The sequence below is a fragment of the Pseudomonas sp. GD03875 genome (genome assembly GCF_029840585.1).
GTDB classification, from domain to species: domain Bacteria; phylum Pseudomonadota; class Gammaproteobacteria; order Pseudomonadales; family Pseudomonadaceae; genus Aquipseudomonas; species Aquipseudomonas paralcaligenes.
In genome coordinates, this window is record NZ_JAOCCV010000027.1 from 1 (window position 1) to 20,253 (window position 20,253).

General features: G+C 66.4%; 16 protein-coding genes and 1 pseudogene. 5 read left to right on the top strand and 12 right to left on the bottom strand.

The features are described from left to right. Nucleotides 1–94 precede the first annotated feature (94 nt). The gene (locus N5D30_RS19825; protein WP_279910357.1) at nucleotides 95–487 is read left to right on the top strand and encodes a hypothetical protein; all 393 of its coding nucleotides are present in this window, start codon (nucleotides 95–97) and stop codon (nucleotides 485–487) included. Between the two features lie 625 nt (nucleotides 488–1,112). Here the strand turns inward: N5D30_RS19825 and N5D30_RS19830 are convergent. Continuing rightward, nucleotides 1,113–1,916, bottom strand: a complete 804-nt coding sequence (locus N5D30_RS19830; RefSeq protein ID WP_279910403.1) for an inositol monophosphatase family protein — start codon at nucleotides 1,914–1,916, stop codon at nucleotides 1,113–1,115. Nucleotides 1,917–2,537: 621 nt separating this feature from the next. On the opposite strand from N5D30_RS19830, the pseudogene N5D30_RS19835 reads away from it, so the two are divergent. Both N5D30_RS19835 and betT read left to right on the top strand, forming a co-directional pair. Then, a pseudogene (locus tag N5D30_RS19835) lies at nucleotides 2,538–2,987 on the top strand (ATP-binding protein); the annotation flags it as partial. Between the two features lie 111 nt (nucleotides 2,988–3,098). After that, the gene (gene betT / locus N5D30_RS19840; RefSeq protein ID WP_279910358.1) at nucleotides 3,099–5,075 is read left to right on the top strand and encodes a choline BCCT transporter BetT; all 1,977 of its coding nucleotides are present in this window, start codon (nucleotides 3,099–3,101) and stop codon (nucleotides 5,073–5,075) included. A gap of 148 nt (nucleotides 5,076–5,223) precedes the next feature. Here betT and N5D30_RS19845 read toward each other — a convergent pair whose 3' ends face one another. Together N5D30_RS19845 and N5D30_RS19850 are read right to left on the bottom strand one after the other, a co-directional pair. Beyond that, a complete protein-coding gene (locus N5D30_RS19845; protein ID WP_279910359.1) occupies nucleotides 5,224–6,021 on the bottom strand; it encodes a type 1 glutamine amidotransferase in 798 nt (265 codons plus the stop codon). A gap of 325 nt (nucleotides 6,022–6,346) precedes the next feature. Then, entirely contained in the window at nucleotides 6,347–7,273 is a 927-nt protein-coding gene (locus tag N5D30_RS19850; RefSeq protein ID WP_279910360.1) for a LysR substrate-binding domain-containing protein, read from the bottom strand. Nucleotides 7,274–7,413: 140 nt separating this feature from the next. Between N5D30_RS19850 and N5D30_RS19855 the strand changes: the two genes are divergently transcribed. Further along, on the top strand, nucleotides 7,414–8,811 hold the full coding sequence (locus tag N5D30_RS19855; RefSeq protein ID WP_279910361.1) for a NorM family multidrug efflux MATE transporter: 1,398 nt from the start codon (nucleotides 7,414–7,416) through the stop codon (nucleotides 8,809–8,811). Nucleotides 8,812–8,914: 103 nt separating this feature from the next. Here the strand turns inward: N5D30_RS19855 and N5D30_RS19860 are convergent, their stop codons facing one another. Continuing rightward, a complete protein-coding gene (locus N5D30_RS19860; protein WP_279910362.1) occupies nucleotides 8,915–10,594 on the bottom strand; it encodes a bifunctional diguanylate cyclase/phosphodiesterase in 1,680 nt (559 codons plus the stop codon). Between the two features lie 295 nt (nucleotides 10,595–10,889). On the opposite strand from N5D30_RS19860, the gene rep reads away from it, so the two are divergent. Then, entirely contained in the window at nucleotides 10,890–12,902 is a 2,013-nt protein-coding gene (gene rep, locus N5D30_RS19865) for a DNA helicase Rep (protein ID WP_279910364.1), read from the top strand. 199 nt (nucleotides 12,903–13,101) lie between these two features. Here rep and N5D30_RS19870 read toward each other — a convergent pair whose 3' ends face one another. The 8 genes from N5D30_RS19870 to N5D30_RS19905 form a co-directional block, all read right to left on the bottom strand. After that, entirely contained in the window at nucleotides 13,102–15,237 is a 2,136-nt protein-coding gene (locus N5D30_RS19870) for an acetyl-CoA hydrolase/transferase C-terminal domain-containing protein (protein ID WP_279910365.1), read from the bottom strand. 116 nt (nucleotides 15,238–15,353) lie between these two features. Next, the gene (locus N5D30_RS19875) at nucleotides 15,354–15,776 is read right to left on the bottom strand and encodes a c-type cytochrome (RefSeq protein WP_220811293.1); all 423 of its coding nucleotides are present in this window, start codon (nucleotides 15,774–15,776) and stop codon (nucleotides 15,354–15,356) included. Nucleotides 15,777–15,894: 118 nt separating this feature from the next. Then, on the bottom strand, nucleotides 15,895–16,443 hold the full coding sequence (locus N5D30_RS19880; protein WP_220811292.1) for a cupin domain-containing protein: 549 nt from the start codon (nucleotides 16,441–16,443) through the stop codon (nucleotides 15,895–15,897). A gap of 103 nt (nucleotides 16,444–16,546) precedes the next feature. Further along, nucleotides 16,547–17,635 (bottom strand): alanine racemase, encoded by a 1,089-nt coding sequence (gene alr / locus N5D30_RS19885; protein ID WP_279910366.1) that lies wholly within the window; start codon nucleotides 17,633–17,635, stop codon nucleotides 16,547–16,549. Nucleotides 17,636–17,849: 214 nt separating this feature from the next. Continuing rightward, nucleotides 17,850–18,203 carry a RidA family protein gene (locus N5D30_RS19890; protein ID WP_279910368.1) on the bottom strand — a complete coding sequence of 118 codons (354 nt, stop codon included), beginning with the start codon at nucleotides 18,201–18,203 and terminating at the stop codon, nucleotides 17,850–17,852. Beyond that, nucleotides 18,178–19,476: a D-amino acid dehydrogenase gene (gene dadA, locus N5D30_RS19895; protein ID WP_279905493.1), complete on the bottom strand. Its 1,299-nt coding sequence runs from the start codon at nucleotides 19,474–19,476 to the stop codon at nucleotides 18,178–18,180. The genes N5D30_RS19890 and dadA overlap by 26 nt, the downstream gene beginning before the upstream one ends. Nucleotides 19,477–19,703: 227 nt before the next feature. Beyond that, the gene (locus N5D30_RS19900) at nucleotides 19,704–20,048 is read right to left on the bottom strand and encodes a YdbL family protein (protein ID WP_279905494.1); all 345 of its coding nucleotides are present in this window, start codon (nucleotides 20,046–20,048) and stop codon (nucleotides 19,704–19,706) included. A gap of 22 nt (nucleotides 20,049–20,070) precedes the next feature. Beyond that, nucleotides 20,071–20,253, bottom strand: coding sequence for a YnbE family lipoprotein (locus N5D30_RS19905; RefSeq protein ID WP_220811287.1), 183 nt, complete (start codon nucleotides 20,251–20,253; stop codon nucleotides 20,071–20,073).

Below are 20,253 nucleotides of genomic sequence, written 5' to 3' on the forward strand. Positions count from 1 at the left end.
ATAGCCGCCCTGTTCGTCTGTGCAGTCGCAAGGCTTGATCTGTAGCGTGGCATAGCCTGAAATGGTGCTATTAGCGTCCACTTGAGATCTAGTTATGGCAGCAGCTATTAAGTGCCACAGCCTATCGGACGACCAAGGGATAACTGGACTCCGCGCGGCATTAAATGTCATAGAGCTATGGAGGGGGACACTCGATCAGACGTGTCGCATTCTGCATATTTCGCAAAGCATATATGCCTCTGCGAAGCAGCAGGAGCCTGAGTGGTCTGTTGTTTTGGATTGCGAGCAGTTACAAAGAATTAGTTTGGTCCTGAATACCCATGCAGCACTCGGCACCATCTTCACCAACCCCGATAACATTTATGGCTTCCCGTCGATGGTGAATCACAATGATTTTTTCGCCGGTCGTTCGCCTCTTGAGGTAATGGCTGAGGGTGACTTGGCGTCTCTGACTGAAACCTGTAATAGGATAGATGCGCTTCGGTAGTGCTGATACCAACTCCGACATGCATACCAATCTCCTGCGCAAGACGCTCTTGAATGGACCGGCCGAGCCCAGCCAGATCATCTACGCCAGCCACGCCGCTCCCATGCCTCATCGACGGACCTCAATCCCTCGCAGAATATCCGCCATTACCTGCATGACTCGGTTGCTGATGTCAGCGTAGAGCTTGTAGTTGCTTGAGCGCGCGACCATACCTTGTCTGCGCGTTTCATGGTGCGCCTTGTAGTAGGCAGCGCCCATGGTAATTCCGAGGGCCTTGACTGCCTCTTTCTCTGGGAATCTAGCTCACGCGCCAGTGGCGTTGAGTTGAGGCTGGTGGCCGGAAGCGGATGCGGCCTCTCATGAGGTGGCCTCGAATAGGCAGGTCATCCCCAGCTCTGATCGGCACTCAATCTAATCAAACATGATCAGTCTAACGCTCCCTTCCAGCGAGAGAGCGGTAGCGACAAGCAGCAGGGGCCCTGAAATGACAAAGGCGGCCCGAAGAGGCCGCCTTCTGACCAAGTTTTTTCACCAGCATACATATCCGGGAGAGGAAGCTCTTGGGCCGCGCAAGCATGGTATCACCCGCTGAGCTATCCAGAACCCTCCAACTTAGAGGTTAGAATTACGAGGCAAAAACTCTCCCCCAATCTCGCTTCACAAGCGCCTTACATGCCTCGGGAGCACCTCCAAAACACCTTGATGAGACACGTAGCATTTGTGTTGCGGTTTGGTAGGTGATGGGTTCTCCATCTTGGTCGAGTAGTGCTCCTCGAGCACCAATCAGAATTGCATGCCCTGCCACCACGTCATGGGCCGAAACCGGTACAAGAGAGCACCCCGCAACTGCATCCCCGGCAGCCACACGGGCTAGGCGGTACGCGATGCTAGGCATTGGCAGAAAGTCTGCAGGAGCACATAACTCAGCGTTCAGTTCAGGCTTACCAGCAGCTGCTGTACTCACTAAGACTCTGCTGCCCGGCTGCAAGTCCAGTACATCCAACTGGGAGGGCACCGCTTTGCCATTGCGGAATATTCTGCCAAGGCCTTTCGCCCAGGATATACAATCAGATCCGTAATCGGTGATTGGTGCATGTACCACTCCGAGAACCGGGATTCCATTTCTTAGCAGCCCGACTGATACGGCTGAACCTTTTCTACCCAAGAGGAAATCGCTAGTCCCATCGTTGGGGTCAACGACCCAGCAATATTTATCGCCGCTTAGATGCGCACCGGTTTCTTCGCCCCAGAAGTCGCAATCCATAATTCGTAGCAACGCCACTCGCAGCTGCGCTTCTATCTCTTGGTCAACGTCGGCCTTGTCTCCATGACCTCTAGGCCCTCCTGGGAGATTCCATTCCGCAAGCAATAGCTTTCCCGCCGCTAACACGGCTTCGGTTACAGGCTGCAGTAGATCTACACAACTCATGAGACGTTTCATACGGCATCAATGTCCGGGTCCTACGTCGGCCTCAATTTTGCAGCTGCCGGACCTGAGTTAGCAGTGCTGGGGGCTTCCAGATATGCAGCTTAGGTTGGCATTGATAGAAAGCTCCATTGAGCGTGCAATTACGCATGATATTCTGCAAATAAAAGGGCTCTGTCTCTTTAAACCAGTTGCAGCGCACTGGTAGCTCATGCTCTCAGAGCAAACCAGGCTGCGAATTTGGATCTAGACACACGTGGCCTCGGTCAAAGCGTGAGTGCTCTGCAGCACATTGATAAACGCCTCATGAAAGCTCATTGCCTTGCGATGCTTTAGCGCAAGACCTAATGCTGAAGAGCTAAACGGTGTCCGCTCCGCCCCTCCAACAGAGCCGTGCTGCGATACACCAGAAGTCTCACGCCGCTGCGGCGGCCAGAGCCGGCAATTTGTATCTCGCTGGAGAACACCCTTGTAGCGCAGATGGATGATCATCTAGGATGGATCTCAGCTTCGACGTCCATTGTATTTAAAGTACCCATGGACATCGAAAGCAATGAAAAGAAGGCCCGGGATCTGTGGGCTGCTGGGCCTGTCCATGGCCTGCTTTGTATCAGGTACGCTGACGGCTACCTGGGCGATCCCGGCGGCCACTGCCGCTGCACGCCGGAGCAGGTCCAGCGCTACCGCAACAAGCTGTCCGGCCCGTTGCTCGACCGTATCGACCTGCACCTCACGGTGGCACGGGAGAGCACCTCGCTCGGCGCCGGACCCGACCACTCGCACGCCAGCGCCCGGGTCGCTCAACGGGTAGCCGAGGCGCGCGAGCGCCAGCAACGACGCCAGGGCTGCGCCAACGCCTTCCTCAATCTGGCCGGGCTACGCCGGCACTGTGCGCTGGAAGCAGCAGACGAGCGCTGGCTGGAACAGGCCGCCGAGCGCCTGCGCCTGTCTCTGCGCGCCACTCACCGCCTACTCAAAGTGGCGCGCACCCTGGCCGACCTGGAAGGCGCCGAGCGCATCGCCCGTCCGCACTTGGCCGAGGCGCTGCAGTACCGCCCTGCCGGCGACGCGTGACACAAGCGAATCTATCGAACCTGAACCAACCAGAGATTTACGCTATCGAACTGTGCTAGAATGCGCCGCCCCGCCCTTGGCGGCCATCCGATCACAAGGAGAGCTAGCTCAATGGAGGCATCTTCGTCTTCGCGTTCCACCCTCAACCCGCCGGTCTTCTACGGCTCCGCGATTCTCGTCCTGGCCCTGGTGCTGTTCAGCGTGCTGTTCCAGGAAGCCACCCAGAACCTCTTTACCCGCCTGCAAGGCTGGATCATCGGCAACCTCAGCTGGGTCTACATCCTCTCGGTCGCACTGATCCTCATCGCCGTGGTGTTCCTCGCCGTCAGCCGCTACGGCGACATCAAGCTCGGCCCCGACCACAGCGAACCCGACTACAGCCGCACCACCTGGTTCGCCATGCTGTTCTCCGCCGGCATGGGCATCGGCCTGATGTTCTTCGGCGTCGCCGAGCCGGTGATGCACTTCATCGAACCGCCGGTGGGCGACGGCGGCACCATCGCCGCCGCCCGCGAGGCGATGCGCATCACCTTCTTCCACTGGGGCCTGCACGCCTGGTCGATCTACGCCATCGTTGCGCTGGTGCTCGCCTACTTCTCCTTCCGCCACGGCCTGCCGCTGACCCTGCGCTCGGCGCTCTACCCGCTGATCGGCGAGCGCATCCATGGCCCCATCGGCCATGCCGTGGACATCTTCGCCATCCTCGGCACCGTGCTCGGCGTCGCCACCTCGCTGGGCGTCGGCGTCACCCAGATCAACACCGGCCTCAACCACCTGTTCGACGTGCCGATCAACGTGCCGGTGCAGATCGCGCTGATCGTCGGCACCACCGCGCTGGCCACCATTTCGGTAGTCAGTGGCCTGGACGTCGGTATCCGCCGCCTGTCCGAACTCAACCTGGGCCTGGCGGTGCTGCTCCTGCTGCTGATCCTGGTGCTCGGCCCGACCGTGTTCATCCTGCAGACCTTCGTGCAGAACACCGGCGGCTACCTGTCCAACCTGGTCAACACCACCTTCAACCTGTATGCCTATGAGCCGAACGACTGGATCGGCGGCTGGACCCTGTTCTACTTGGGCTGGTGGCTAGCCTGGTCGCCCTTCGTCGGGCTGTTCATCGCTCGCATCTCGCGCGGGCGCACGGTGCGCGAGTTCGTCGCCGGGGTGATGCTGGTGCCGACCGCCTTCACCCTGCTGTGGATGACCGTGTTCGGCGACACCGCCATCCACATGATTCTGTTCGACGGCATCGACAGCCTGGCCGAGGCGGTCAGGGCCGACTCGTCGCTGGCGCTGTTCGCCTTCCTCGAACAGTTCCCCTTCGCCTCGGCGCTGTCGCTGGCGGCCATCGTCATGGTGGTGGTGTTCTTCGTCACCTCGGCCGACTCCGGCGCCATGGTGGTGGACATGCTCGCCTCGGGCGGCGCCGACTGCACGCCGGTGTGGCAGCGCATCTTCTGGTCCAGCTCCATGGGCCTGGTGGCCATCGCCCTGCTCCTGGCCGACGGCCTCAAGGCCCTGCAGACCGCCACCATCGTCAGCGCCCTGCCCTTCACCCTGGCTCTGATGTGCGCCATCTGGGGGCTGTTCAAGGCGCTCAAGCTGGACGCCACCAAGCGCGGCATCCGCTACCAGGCGCTGAACACCTCGCGCCCGGCGCCGCACCATGCCGGCGGCTGGCAGCGCCGCCTGCGCGGCATGATGATGTTCCCGCGCCGCGCCCACGTGGTGCGCTTCCTCGCCGAAGTGGCGCGGCCGGCGATGGACGCGGTGGCCGACGAGCTGCGCAAGCAGGGCTTCCCGGTGCAGGTGGAGGACGGTGACGACGGCCGCGTGCGCCTGTCGCTGGGCGCGCCCGAATCACCGGAGTTCATCTACCAGGTCCGCCCGCGCGCCTACGTGATGCCCGGCTTCGCCCTGGTCGGCAGCCAGGAGGACAGCCGCGAGGAGCGCAAGTACTTCCGCGCCGAGGTGCACCTCAAGGAAGGCGGCCAGGACTACGACGTGATGGGCTGGAGCCGCGACGACCTGATCGGCGACATCCTCGACCAGTACGAGAAACACATGCACTACCTGCATCTGGTGCGCTGAGGCGGTGACGCTTCTGTACCACCGGGCCGGACCATCCTCGTAGGGTGCGCCATGCGCACCGTGGCCTTTCAGGTAGAGAGCGTGGCGGTGCGCACGGCGCACCCTACGACGGAAAGGCCGGAGCGGGCTGTGCGCTCCGGCCGGGCGCTCAGCCGGCCAGGCGGACGCCGGTCTGGCGCTGGCGGCAGGCTTCGCCGAAGGCCTCGAAGATCTTCACCGAGGCAGGGTTCTGCGCCGCCTGCCATTCCGGGTGCCACTGCACAGCGAACAGGAAGGGCGACAGGCTCGGCGCGTGGAAGGCCTCGACCAGGCCATCCTCGGCGAGGGCCAGGGGCTCCAGGCCCTTGGCCAGGGTCTTCACGCCCTGGCCGTGCAGGGAATTGACGCCCACTTCCTCGCCGCCCAGCACCCTGGCCAGCCAGCTGCCCGACTGGATGCGCACCTTGTGCGCCTCGGCGTACTGCACGTCCACCGGGTCCTCGGAATTCTCGCGGTGATCGTTGAAGCCGGGCTCGGCGTAGAGCTTCTGGTACAGGTCGCCACCCAGGGCGACGTTGATTTCCTGCATGCCGCGGCAGATGGCGAAGATCGGCAGGCCGCGGGCGATGGCCGCCTTGATCAGCGGCAGGTCGAACTGGTCGCGGTCGCGGTCCTGGCCCTTCTCGGGGGTGAGGTTTTCCTGGCCATAGAGGGCCGGGTCGATGTTCGAGCCGGCGCCGGTCAGGTACACGCCGTCGGCCATGTCGAGGTACTGCTCGAGATCGTCGGTCCCGCAGCAGGTGGGCACCAGCACCGGCACGCAGCCGGCGATCTCCACCAGCGGCACGATGTATTTGTGGGTCATCACCTGATAGTCGTGGCCCTTGCGCTCCTGGGCGCCCATGGACATCAACACGACGGGTTTGCGCTTGGCAGAGGGGGTCTTTGCACTGTTCTTGTTGGACATACGTCACCTTGGGGCAGATCGGTTCTGCCGTTGCTGTGCAGGTGGGTCGGGAGATCGACGCACTACCTGTTTGGCACGGTTCCGTCTGTCGGCGGCGTAGCGGGCCTCACCTGGAGGCATGGGAGTGGAAGGTAACGGACCTCCCGCGACGGCCGCATAACAGTCGAACCGCCGGCACAGTCTCCTTATCCGCGTAAAATATGTCAAACATTTCAAGAGGGGCGCCTGGCGACCATTGGCCTACAGGCGCCATTCCATGGCACACAAGCCTGATTCCGCCTGGCCTCCACCCTCGCAGAAGTCCAATATTTTTTACGAATAACACTCAGCCAGCGACCCGCTCCACCGCCGGCAGGCGCATCTGCCCGAATTCCGCGAGCAGGAAGTCGCGCAGCCGGCGCAGGCGTTCCTCGCCGCGCCGCCCCTTGGGCCAGACCAGGTAATAGCTGTCCCCGCTGGCCACCGCGCTGGGCCAGGGCAGGCCCAGGCGCCTCTGCTCCACATCCTCGGCGATCATCACCAGGTCGCCGATCGACACGCCGTAGCCCCGCGCCGCCGCGACGATGCCCAGCTCCAGGGTGTCGAACACCTGGCCACCGCGCAGCGGCACCCGCTCCTCCAGCCCCATGGCCTGCAGCCAGCGCCGCCAGTCGCGGCGGTCCGGCGTCGGGTGGAGCAGCTCGGCAGCCTGCAGCCGCGCCAGGTCCCACGGGACATCGGCGGCCGCCTCGGGTGCGCACACCGGGATCAGCCATTCGGCGAACAGCTCGACGCTCTCCCACTCGGCGGGGAAGGCGCCACCGCTGCTGAGCAGCACGGCGCAGTCGAACGGCTCCTGGTGGAAGTCGACCTTGTCCACGTCCATCCAGGCGCTGGTCAGTTGCACCTCGATGTCCGGGTTGCGCTGGCGGAAGCGCGACAGCCGCGCCAGCAGCCAGCGCATGGTCAGGGTCGAGGGCGCCTTCAGGCGCAGGGTCGCGTCGTCGGCGCTGAGCGCGGTGCAGGCCCGCTCCAGGGCGTCGAAGCCGTCGCGCACGCCGGGCAGCAGCAGGCGCGCGCTCTCGCTCAGGCGCAGGTGGCGGCCGGCGCGCTCGAACAGGCTGCAGCCGAAGTGATCCTCCAGGGTGCGGATATGCCGGCTCACCGCGCTCTGGGTGATGGCCAGCTCCTCGGCGGCACGGGTGAACGAGGCATGCCGGGCGGCCGCCTCGAAGGCGCGCAGAGCATAGAGCGGGGGCAGGCGACGGGCCATGACGACAATCCATGAGTAATAGTCATGCCAAGCATCGCATTTTTCCCTTTGTGCGTGGCCGTGCAGATTCCGAGAATGCGCGCAATCCTTTCTCCTGGCCGGGATTTCCGGCGGCGCCTCTTGTCTGAGCCTCACTCATCATGCCGCAGTCCACCCGCGACGAACTGGTCGCCCTCTTCCGCCTCGCCGGTCCGCTGATCGCCGCGCAGCTTGCCCATGTGCTGATGGTGTTCACCGACACCATCATGATGGGCATGCTCGGCCCTGAGCAGCTGGCCGGCGGCGCCCTCGGCGCCACCTGCTACTACATGCTGTCGCTGTTCTGCGTCGGTATGGTGGCGGCAGTGGGCAGCCTGGTCGCCATCCGCCACGGCGCCGGCGATGCCCCGGGCGCCACCCGCCTGCTGCAGAACGGCCTGTGGCTGGCCCTGCTGCTGGGCATCGGCGGCGCCCTCTGCCTGCGTTCCCTCGGCCCGCTGCTGCCGCACCTGGGCCAGCAACCGGACGCCGCGGCGCGCGCCATGGAATTCCTCGGCCCGCTGGCCCTGGCCCTGCCCGGCTACCTGGCCTTCATGGCCCTGCGCGGCTTCACCAGCGCCATCGGCCACCCCGGCCCGGTGATGACCATCGGCATCGTCGGCGCCATCGCCAACTTCGTCATCAACTACGCCCTGATCAAAGGCTGGTTCGGCCTGCCCAGCCTGGGCCTGGGCGGCATCGGCATGACCACCGCGCTGGTCAGCAGCGGCATGGCCCTGGCCCTCGCGCTGCACATCCTGCGCGCGCCGGCCTACCGCGACTACGCGCTGCTGCACGGCCTGCTGCGCCCGCGCCGGGCCGAGATGGGCAAGCTGCTGCGCCTGGGCCTGCCGATCGGCGGCACCTATGCCGCCGAGCAGGGCATGTTCACCTTCGCCGCACTGTGCATGGGCGCCCTCGGCAGCGTGCAGCTGGCCGCCCACCAGATCGCCATCCAGGCGGTGACGCTGGCGTTCATCCTGCCCCAGGGGCTGTCCTACGCGGTGACCTTCCGTGTCGGCCAGCACTACGGCGCCGGCCGTCCGGCCGACGTGCGCCGCGCCGGACGCCTGGGCATCGCCGGCGGCGCCTGCTGCATGCTGGTGTTCGCGCTGCTGTTCTGGCTGATGCCGGAGCCGGTGGTGGGGCTGTTCGTCGACCGAGCCGACCCGGCCTTCGCCGAGGTGGTCGCTCTGGCCGTGAGCCTGCTGGCGGTGGCCGCCGTGTTCGAGCTGTTCGACGGCGCGCAGAGCATCGCCATGGGCACGATCCGCGGCCTGGGCGACGGCAAGACCACCCTGCTGGTCGGCCTCGGCTGCTACTGGCTGATCGGCATCCCGCTGGCCTGGACCCTGGCCTTCCCGCTCGGCTGGGGCGCCCACGGCGTATGGTGGGGCCTGGCCTGCGGGCTGGCCTGCGCGGCCATCGGCCTGACCCTGGGCTTCGAGTGGAAGACCGACCGCCTGCTGCGGCCTCGCCCGGCCCCGCAAGACAGCTCGGCACAGCCCTGCCTGCCGTAGGAGCGGGAGGCTGCCTGCACATCCCCCTCATGTGGGAGCGGCCTTGGCCGCGAAAGGGCCAATAGAGCTTCGCGGCCAAGGCCGCTCCTACAGGGCGTGAAGGCTAGAGGGACAGCGGCTGTCCGGAGAGCAGCGGCTGGCGCAGGCCGAACACCAGGAAACGGGCAAGGTCGGCCAGCGGCAGCGGCTTGCTGATCAGGTAGCCCTGCACCTGGTCGCAGCCGAACTGGCGCAGCAGCGCCAGCTGCTCGGCGTTCTCCACGCCCTCGCCAACCACCTCCAGATTGAGGTTGTGCGCCAGGTTGATCATGGCCCGCACCAGCTGGCGGTTCTCCGCACGCTCGCCCATCTCGCCGACGAAGCTCTTGTCGAGCTTGAGCAGGGTGATCGGCAGGTTGTTCAGGTGGACGAAGGAAGAGAAGCCGGTGCCGAAGTCGTCCAGCGAGAAACGCACGCCGAGCCGGCCGAGGGCCTGCATGGTCTGGCGCACCTGCTCGCTGCGGCGCATCACCGCCGTCTCGGTCAGCTCGAATTCGAGCATCTGGGCGTCCACGCCACGTTCCTCGATCAGCCGGCCGAGGGTGGCCAGCAGCTGGCTGTCCTGGAACTGGCGGAACGACAGGTTGACCGCCATGTGCAGCGCCGGCAGACCGCGCCCGCGCATCCACTGCATGTCGCGCAGGGCGCGGGCGATGACCCAGTAGCCGAGCGGCACGATCAGCCCGCTCTCCTCGGCCAGCGGGATGAACTCGTCGGGGCCGAGCAGGCCGCGTTCGGCGTGGCGCCAGCGCACCAGCGCCTCCAGGCCGACGATGCGCCCGCTGGTGAGGCACAGACGTGGCTGGTAGTGCAGCTCCAGTTCGTCGCGGCGCAGGGCCCGGCGCAGCTCGGCCTCGAGGTCGGCCATGCTGCGCGCGCCACGGTGGACGCGCTCGTCGTAGAGGTGGAAGGTGCAGCCCTGGGCGGCCTTGGCCTGCTGCATCGCGATGTGCGCGTGCCACAGCAGCGGGTCGGCCTGCTCGCCGGCGCGGGCATGGGCCAGGCCCAGGCTGCAGCCGAGCAGCAGACTCTCGCCGTCCAGCCAGTAGGGCTCGGAGAGCGCCTCGGTGATGCGTTCGGCGAGGCGTTCGGCACGGCGCGGGTCGCGCCGAGTGTCGATCAGCAGGGCAAACTCGTCGCTGCCCAGGCGCGCCAGGTCGTCGCCGGCCTCCAGCTGGGCCTTGAGCCGCGCCACCACCTGCAGGATCAGACGGTCGCCGGCCTGGTGGCCGAGGGCATCGTTGACGTGCTTGAAGTTGTCCAGGTCGAGGTGGCCGAGGGTCAGGCCGCGGCCCTGGTATTCCGCCAGGCGCGCGGCCAGCAGAGTATGGAAGCCCGGGCGGTTGGCGATGCCGGTCAGCGGGTCCTGCTCGGCCAGGTGCTGCAGGGTGGTCTGCAGGCGGTCGCGCTCGCGGGCGTAGCGCAGGCAGCGGCGCAGCAGGTCGCTGCTGAGGCTGTCGCGCACCAGCCAGTCGTAGACATCGGCCGGCGCCTCGGCGGGTTCTTCCTCGAGCAGCAGCACGGTAGGCAGCGAACAGCTGCCGGGCGCCGGCTGGCAGGCGGGCGTGGTCAGCAGCAGGCCGCGGCCGCCGTCGTCGAACAGGCTGCTGGCAGCCTCCCAGGAGGGCGCGGTGATCAGCGGCAAGGCGCCGCCCAAAGCGTCCAGCCGCGCGCGCAGCAGGGCCGCCCACTCCGGCGTTTCGGCCAGCAGGACCAGGCGCATGGGTTCGACGTGCGCAGACAAACGACCTCCCCGGGGTCAGGAAAACAGACCGTCCGGTCTGTGTGCGCCATGCTCCGGCGCGCTTTTTCTGCCCGTCCCTGTGCAGACCTTCGCGCATCCTCCCGGAAACACCTGGCAGCGGCAACGGAAGGAAGGCGGCGCAATCTTACATGATCTTTGAAAAGAGTGACTTATCGCTCAATCCTGAGGCTTTTTGTAGGGAACTCGCTCCGCCGGGCGGTTGTCGGTCCATACCCCACCCGCCGAGGGGCGGCTGCTAGAATGCCGCCTCGTTTTTCCCGACCGACTCTCCTCCATGTCCCGACTCAACCCCCGCCAGCAGGAAGCCGTGAACTACATCGGCGGGCCGCTCCTGGTGCTCGCCGGCGCCGGCTCCGGCAAGACCAGCGTGATCACCCGCAAGATCGCCTACCTGGTCCAGCAGTGCGGTATCCGCGCCCAGCACATCGTCGCCATGACCTTCACCAACAAGGCCGCGCGGGAAATGCGCGAGCGCGTCGGCACCCTGCTCAAGGGCGGCGAGGCGCGCGGCCTGACCGTGTCCACCTTCCACAACCTGGGCATGAACATCATCCGCAAGGAATACGCCCGCCTCGGCTACAAGCCCGGCTTCTCGATCTTCGACGACGGCGACATCAAGGCCCTGCTGACCGACATCATGCAGAAGGAGTACGCCGGCGACGACGGCGTGGACGAGATCCGCAACTACATCGACGGCTGGAAGAACGACCTGATCCTGCCCGACGAGGCCCTGGCCAACGCCCGCGGGCCGAAGGAGCAGACCGCCGCGGTGGTCTACCTGCACTACCAGCGCACGCTCAAGGCGTACAACGCGGTGGACTTCAACGACCTGATCCTGCTGCCGGTGAAGCTGTTCCAGGAGCACCCCGACGTGCTCGAGAAGTGGCAGAACCGCATCCGCTACCTGCTGGTGGACGAGTACCAGGACACCAACGCCAGCCAGTACCTGCTGGTGAAGCTGCTGGTGGGCATGCGCCACCAGTTCACCGTGGTCGGCGACGACGACCAGTCGATCTACGCCTGGCGCGGCGCGCGGCCGGAGAACCTCAACCAGCTCAAGGAGGACTACCCCTCCCTGAAGGTGGTGATGCTGGAGCAGAACTATCGCTCCACCAGCCGCATCCTCAAGTGCGCCAACGTGCTGATCGCCAACAACCCGCACGTGTTCGAGAAGCAGCTGTGGTCGGAGATGGGCCACGGCGACGAGATCCGCGTGATCCGCACCCGCAACGAGGACGCCGAGTGCGAGCGGGTGGCGCTGGAAATCCTCACCGAACACCTGCGCACCGAGCGCCCGTACAGCGACTTCGCCATCCTCTACCGGGGCAATTACCAGGCCAAGCTGATGGAGCTGAAGCTGCAGCACCACCAGATTCCCTATCGCCTCTCCGGCGGCACCAGCTTCTTCGCCCGCCAGGAGGTGAAGGACCTGATGAGCTACTTCCGCCTGCTGGTCAACCCGGACGACGACAACGCCTACCTGCGGGTGATCAACGTGCCGCGCCGGGAGATCGGCTCCACCACCCTGGAGAAGCTCGGCAACTACGCCAGCCAGCGCGGCATCTCGATGTACGCCGCCAGCGAGGAGCTGGGCCTGGCAGAGCACCTCGACGCCCGCTACACCGAGCGCCTGACCCGGTTCAAGCGCTACATGGATAAAGTCCGCGAACTCTGCGCCGGAAACGACCCGATCGGCGCCATCCGCAGCATGATCATGGATATCGACTACGAGACCTGGCTGCGCACCAACGCCTCCAGCGACAAGGTCGCCGAGGCGCGCATGGGCAACGTCTGGTTCCTGGTGGAGGCGCTGAAGAACACCCTCGACAAGGACGAGGACGGCGACATGACCATCGAGGACGCCATCGGCAAGCTGGTGCTGCGCGACATGCTGGAGCGCCAGCAGGAAGAAGAGGAAGGCGCCGAGGGCGTGCAGATGATGACCATGCACGCCTCCAAGGGCCTGGAGTTCCCCTCGGTGTACATCATCGGCTTCGAGGAGGAAATCCTCCCGCACCGTTCCAGCATCGAGGCCGACACCATCGAGGAAGAGCGCCGCCTGGCCTACGTCGGCATCACCCGGGCCAAGCGCAACCTGGCGCTGACCTACGCCGCCAAGCGCAAGCAGTACGGCGAGATCATCGACTGCTCGCCGAGTCGCTTCCTGGACGAACTGCCCCAGGAGGACCTGGTCTGGGAAGGCCAGGAAGACGCGCCGGCCGAGGTCAAGAGCGCGCGCGGCAACGACGCGCTGGCCAATATGCGGGCGATGCTGAAGCGGACGTAGGGTGCATCCCCCGCACGGTTTCCCGATGCGTGCGGCCTGGGTGGCCCCACGCCCCCTGCAGCAGCCACTCCCCGTCACTCCCGCGCAAGCGGGAGCCCAGGTGCGGCGAGCCTCTGGATTGCCACCTGCGCGGCAATGGCGATCCCCATGTCTCTCGACACCTGTTACCCATGTCCCCTGGCTGGACGACGGGCGCACACTACCCTTGGGCGGTGGCCTTGAGGCCGGCCAGCAGCAGCTTCTGGTAAAGCTGCTCGCGCAGCCCCTCGGGCCGTTCCAGATCCATGCGCCGCAGGTGTTGCGCGTACTCCGCGGCATCCGGCAGGTCGAACAGGGTCGCCGCGCCCAGCTCTAGGATTTCGCTGAGCTTGAGCTTGCTCTGCAGCCAGCGCAGCGCCCGCAGCAGGTCCTGTTCCTCGGCGGTGAAGTCGCAGCCCAGCGGGTATTCGAGGAACAGCTGGGGGAATTCGGTCTGCAGGGTCAGCAGCCGCCAAGGCGTGTTCTGGCGGTACTCGGCCTCCAGCTCGAAGTCCCCGGACAGTTTGCCGGCCTTCTGCGCGGCGGCGATCAGTTCGTCCTGGAAGCGCGAATCGGCGATCCGCACCAGCGCCTCGATCACCTGGGCGTCGTTCTTGCCGCGCAGGTCGGCGATGCCGTACTCGGTCACCACGATGTCGCGCAGGTGGCGGGAAATGGTGGCGTGGCGGTAGTCCCAGCGGATGTTGGAACTCACCTCGCCGTCGGCCTCGCGCCAGCTGCGCAGCATCAGGATCGAGCGGGCGCCTTCCAGCTCGTGGGCCTGGGCGACGAAGTCGTACTGGCCGCCCACGCCGCTGACCACCCGGCCGTCCTCCAGCTGGTCGGCGGCGCTGGCGCCGAGCAGGGTCACCACCAGGCAGCTGTTGATGAAACGCGCGTCGCGGCGCTGCGCCCGCTTCAGCGATTCGTCGCCGTACAGCCGGTTGATGCGGCTGATGGCGGTCATGCCGATGCGCCGCCGCTGGCCGTCTTCGAGTTCGCTCAACCGGTCATAGAAGGCCTGCGGGCCGAGGAAGAAACCGCCGTGCACCAGCACGCCGTTCTTCGCCGCGCCGAAATGTGGCGCCAGGGCGGCGAGGGTGTCCGCATCGCCCAGGTCGCGGGGCAGCCGGCGGCCGTCCGGCAGCAGCAGCTGACCGTCATCCACCTTCACCCCGGCGTCGACCAGCCCGTGGCGCTGCAGCCAGCCCAGGGTGAGGTCGTCGAGCACCTGGGGAATGCCGGCGTGGCGCAGCGCGCCGACATCGGCCAGGCGGCCGTCCGCGTCCAGCCCGCCCTGGTCGGCCAGGCGCTGCAGGTGCTCGTCCGGGTAGACCATGCGCCGGATCACGCCGGCATCCAGCAGCACCAGCAGGCCGTGCATGAACATCTCGCTGCAACCGTACAGGCCGCGGGCGAAGGGCTCCATGCCGCCCTCCTCCTCGACCAGTCCGGCCCAGCGCCGGGGCACCTGCATGGCCCGCAGCAACGCGCGGTAGGAGGCGTTGTCCGCCTGCCGCGCGAGCAGCGCCGCGGCCACCGCGTCGGCCATCGCGCCGATGCCGAGCTGCAGGGTGCCGCCGTCGCGCACCAGAGCGCTGACGTGCAGGCCGATGGCGTGGTCCTGGGGCGTCACCGGCAGGTTCGGCGTGGAGAACAGGCGGCAGCGCTCGACCGGCTCCAGCAGCAGGTCGAACTCGTCGACCTTCAGCTCCGCGTCGCCGCCCATGTAGGGCAGGTCGGCATGCGGCTGGGCGATGCACAGGATGGTCTCGCCGGCCCGCCGCCGCTCGCGCAGGCCGGGCAGCAGGTCGAGGGTGACGTCGGGGTTGCAGCTCAGGCTGACGTGGCCGGGCCGGCGCTCGTCCCGGGCGACCAGCTGGGCGATCACGTTGATGCCCTTGCGCTGCAGGTCCCGCGCGACGTGGCTGTAGTTGAGGCTGATGTAGCTCTGCTGGGCCGAGGGATTGTGCAGCTGGCTGGCCGGCTGCAGGTAGAACTCCTCCAGTCTGACGTTGGCTGGCAGCGCGTCGCGGCGCAGGTCGGCGAGGTAGTCCAGCTCGACGTGGTCGGCGTAGATGCGCTCCAAGAAGGGGCCGCTCAGGCGCTGTTCCAGGTCGCTGCGCGGCTGCGGGCGGGCCAGGGACAGCGCGGTGTAGATGGTCAGCTGGCGCTGCGGCAGGTCGCGGACGCGGCGGTACAGGGCGTTGACGAAGCGGTTGGGCTTGCCCAGGCCGAGCGGCAGGCCCAGGCGGATCGGCCCGTCTATCCGCGCCAGCACTTCGTCCACGGCGCTTTCCAGGGTGCAGGTCGGCACGCGTCTTCCTCCTCGATTGGCGTAGGAGGTTGGACCGCCCCTCGGGGGATTTCGATCAGGTGAAAACGACAAAGCCGCCCGGAGGCGGCTTTGCGGTCATCGCGAGATGGCGGCGATCAGAGGCCGGACATCTTCTTGATGGCGCCCATCAGCTCGTCGTCCGAGCAGGTGGCGCAGGTGCCTTTCGGCGGCATGGCGTTGATGCCGGAAATGGCCTTGGCCAGCAGGCCGTCGAGACCGCCTTCCTTGTCGGCACGGGTCTTCCAGGCGGCGGCATCGCCGACTTTCGGCGCATCCAGCACGCCGGTGTTGTGGCACGCGCCACAGTGGGCGGCGATCACGTCGTCCGGCGACTTGGCGCCACCGCCGGCGGCTACGGCCACGGTGCCGACGCCCTTGCATTCTTCACCCTGGATGCAGACCTCGCCGACCGGCTTGATGCGCTCGGCGATCTCGTCGTTGGTCGCAGCCTGAGCGCTCACAGCCCACAGGGCCAACACGGCAGCTTGAGCCGCCAGCATCTTCTTGATCAGGTTCACGGTACACCCTCATTGTGGCTAGTCACGCTCGCGGCCACGGTTTCGCGAGCGCGCGCAGTATAACGGTTAGACCGGCCGGCCGGAACAACCCAACTTGTCGCAGGGGCATTGCCTGCGATCAGAAGTTCGCCGGCGTGGTTGCGCTGATCAGCCGGGCGGGCTTGTCGAACGGGTTGCGGAAGCGGTGCGGCTTGGTGCTGTCGAAGTAGTAGCTGTCGCCCGGTTCGAGCACGAACACCTCGCTGCCCACGGTCAGCTCCAGGCGGCCATCCATCAGCATGCCGGCCTCTTCGCCATCGTGGTTGAGCATTTCCTCGCCGGTGTCGGTGCCCGGCGGATAGGTCTCGTCGAGGAAGGTGATGGTGCGGTTGGGATGCGCCTTGCCGATCAGCTTCATGGTCACGGCGCCACTGGAAAGGTCGGTCAGTTCGTCGGCCCGGTAGACCACCTGGGTCTGGTTGTCCTGCTCCAGGTCGATGGAGAAGAACTCCACCAGCGACATGGGAATCCCGCCGAGCACCTTCTTCAGGGAGCTGATCGAGGGGCTCACGCTGTTCTTCTCGATCATCGAGATGGTGCTGTTGGTGACGCCCGCACGCTTGGCGAGTTCACGCTGGGAAAGGCCTTTGAGTTTGCGGATAGATTGCAGTCGAACACCGACGTCCAATGCGGGGGTCCTCCTTGGGAACGAGGCATTTGGGTGGCGGTATCATGCGGGCAGTGTTCAGTATTTACAACACTGCAAACGCAACTGCTCGGCGGCCCGGCGGCTAACCCCCGGAATAGAGCCTCGGCACTCGCTTGAGGTTACAGAACAGCTGGTACGGGATGCTGTCGCAGCCATAAGCCAGGGCGCTGGCGGAGACGTTGCGCCCCCACAGTTCGACCCGGCTGCCGAGGCCGGCGCCGGGCAGGTCGGTGAGGTCGACCGTGAGCATGTCCATGGACACCCGGCCGATCAGCCGGCTCGCCTGGCCGTCGACCATCACCGGCGAACCGGTGGCCGCGTGGCGCGGATAGCCGTCGGCGTAACCCATGGCGACCACGCCGACGCGGGTCGGCCGCTCCGCGAAGAAGCGCTCGCCGTAGCCCACCGGCTCGCCGGCCGGCAGCTCGCGCACGCTGATGATCTTCGATTCCAGGGTCATCACCGGGCGCAGGCGCGCGGCCTGCTCCTGGTCCTGCTCGAAGGGGGTGGCGCCGTACAGCATGATGCCGGGGCGCACCCAGTCGTTGGCCTGCTGGTCGCCGACCAGCCCGGGCCAGCCGAGTATCGCCGGCGAGTTGCGCAGGCTGACCTCGGCCCGCAGGTCGCCACGGGCCTCGCGGAACAGCGCCACCTGCTCGGCGCTGCGCGGACAGTCCAGCTCGTCGGCGCGGGAGAAGTGACTCATCAGCACGATCCTGTCGACCTTGCCGCTGGCCAGCAGGCGCGCGTGGGCGTCGCGGTATTCGGCCGGGTGCAGGCCGACCCGGTGCATGCCCGAGTCCACCTTCAGCCACACCCGCAGCGGCCGACCGAGGCGCGCCCGCTCGATGGCCTCGATCTGCCAGGTGGCGTGCACCACGCACCACAGCTGGTGCTGGTCGATCAGGCTCAGCTCGCTCGCCTCGAAGAAGCCCTCGAGCAGCAGGATCGGGTTGCGGATGCCAGCGTAGCGCAGCTCCAGCGCCTCTTCGATGCAGGCCACGGCAAAACCGTCAGCCTCCGCCTCCAGCGCCTGGGCGCAGCGCGTGGCGCCGTGGCCGTAGGCGTCGGCCTTGACCACCGCAAGGGCCTTGGCGCCGCCGACCTCGCGGGCGAGGCGGTAGTTGTGACGCAGGGCTTCGAGATCGATCAGGGCACGGGCAGGGCGCATTTCGGCTACTTCAGTCGGTAAAAAAGGCGATGTCTGGGTTAACGGTCGTGGGTGGGCCAGAACCCTGTGGGAGCGGACTTGTCCGCGAACGGGGCTGACAAGCAAAGCTTCGCGGACAAGTCCGCTCCCACAGGGTCAAGCAGCACCGCCAGCAACACTCGATTGGGACATGGCTAAAAAAAAGCCCGGTGGGGGTGCCGGGCGAGTCAGGGAATCAGTTCTGGGCGGCGATGACCGTCATTTCCACCAGGGCGCGCGGGTCGTACAGCTTGCCCTCGACGCAGGCGCGGGCCGGCGCGGCGCCCTCGGCGACCCAGGCGTCCCACACCTGGTTGAGGCCGGCGTAGTCGGCGGCGATGTCCTTGAGGTAGATGGTCACCGAGAGAATCCGGGCCTTGTCGCTGCCGGCCTCGGCCAGCGCGCGGTCGACGTTGGCCAGGGTCTGGCGGGTCTGCTCGGCGATGTCGCCGCTGTAGTCGTCGGCCAGCTGGCCCGCCAGGTAGACGGTGCCGTTGTGGAGGACGATCTCGCTGTAGCGTTTCTCAATGTGCCGGCGCTGGATGGACATGCTTGTGGGTCTCCTTGGTCTTGCCGTAACGGGAAATGTCCAGGCCTTCGGCGCTGATCTGCGGGCGCTTCTTCGCCATCAGGTCGGCGAGGAAACGGCCGGAGCCGCAGGCCATGGTCCAGCCAAGGGTACCGTGTCCGGTGTTGAGGAACAGGTTGCGGTACGGCGTGGCGCCGACGATGGGCGTGCCGTCCGGGGTGGCCGGGCGCAGGCCGGTCCAGAAGCTCGCCTGGGCCAGGTCGCCGCCCTGGGGGTAGAGGTCGGCAGTGATCATTTCCAGCGTCTCGCGACGACGCGGGTTGAGGCTCAGGTCGAAGCCGGCGATCTCCGCCATGCCGCCCACGCGGATGCGGTTGTCGAAGCGGGTGATGGCGACCTTGTAGGTCTCGTCGAGGATGGTCGAGGCCGGCGCCATGTCGGGGTTGGTGATCGGCACGGTCAGCGAGTAGCCCTTGAGCGGGTAGACCGGCGCGCGGACGCCCAGCGGCTTGAGCAGCTGCGGGCTGTAGCTGCCGAGGGCGAGCACGTAGCGGTCGGCGGTCTCCAGCTTGCCGTCGATCCACACGCCGTTGATGCGGTCGCCGGCGTGGTCCAGGCGCTGGATGTTCTGGCCGAAGCGGAATTCCACGCCCAGGGCCTTGGCCATGTCCGCCAGTTGGGTGGTGAACATCTGGCAGTCGCCGGTCTGGTCGTTGGGCAGGCGCAGGGCGCCGGCCAGCTTGTCGGTGACGCCGGCCAGGGCCGGTTCGACGCGAGCGATGCCGGCGCGGTCGAGGACCTCGTAGGGCACGCCGGAGGCTTCCAGCACGGCGATGTCCTTGGCGGCGTTGTCGAGCTGGGCCTGGGTGCGGAACAGCTGGGTAGTGCCGAGCTGGCGGCCTTCGTAGGCGATGCCGGTCTCGGCGCGCAGTTCGTCGAGGCAGTCGCGACTGTACTCGGACAGGCGCACCATGCGCTCCTTGTTCACCGCGTAGCGGGCGGCGGTGCAGTTGCGCAGCATCTGCGCCATCCACAGGTACTGGTCGATGTCGCCGGTGGCGCGGATCGCCAGCGGCGCGTGCTTCTGCAGCAGCCACTTGATGGCCTTCAGCGGCACGCCCGGGGCGGCCCAGGGCGAGGCGTAGCCGGGGGAGACCTGGCCGGCGTTGGCGAAGCTGGTTTCCAGGGCCGGGCCGTCCTGGCGGTCGACCACCACTACCTCGAACCCGGCACGGGCCAGATAGTAGGCGCTGGCGGTGCCGATCACCCCGCTGCCGAGAACCAGAACACGCATTGTCGCCTCCTCGCCGCGGACTGCTCCGCCTCGTGAAAATATGGACCCGCAATGCGCGCAGTATAGAAAGACTCAGATAGGTCTTTTCACTGTTTAAAAGGCAATATTCGAGGGGAAAGCTCGGCCATAAGGCGTTTCACGCGAGCAGGAAAGGCGCCAGCAAAGGAAAAAACGGCGGAACAGCAGGAGAATGTCTCGCCGCGCGCCTGGCGCGGCGAGGCGGTGCGCTACTTGCGCACCCACTTGTTGTTGACCTGGATGTACTGCCCGGACGGCGTCTTATCCAGCGCCTTCTGCCCGGCCATGGCCTCGACGTCGCCCAGCTGCAGGCCGTTCTCCTTGGCCAAGCGCTGGTACTCGGCACGCCGCGCCTGGTTGATCTGCTCGGCGATCTCCGTCGCCTGGCCCCCGCTGCTCACCACGCCCAGATAGCCGTCCGGCTGCTCGCCGAGCTGGCCGCTGGCCTTGGCCGGGCCCAGCGCCGACATCGCTTCGCTCAGGCTCATGGCCCAGGCCGGCAGGCTCAGGCAGAGCACCAGCACGCCGTATCCCAGTTTGCTACGCAGTTTCATGCTCTTGGCTCCTTGCAGCGACTCAGAACAGGCCGCTGGATTCGTTGATGATCGAGTCCAGGGCCTTGTCGACCTTGATGTAGATTTCGTGCTCGATCTTCACGTTGAGGTTGATGTTGATCGGTTCGTTGGGCACCGCCAGCTGCACGGTGGGCGTACAGGCGGCGACCAGCAGGACGAGACAGAACAGGGCGCTCGGGCGCAT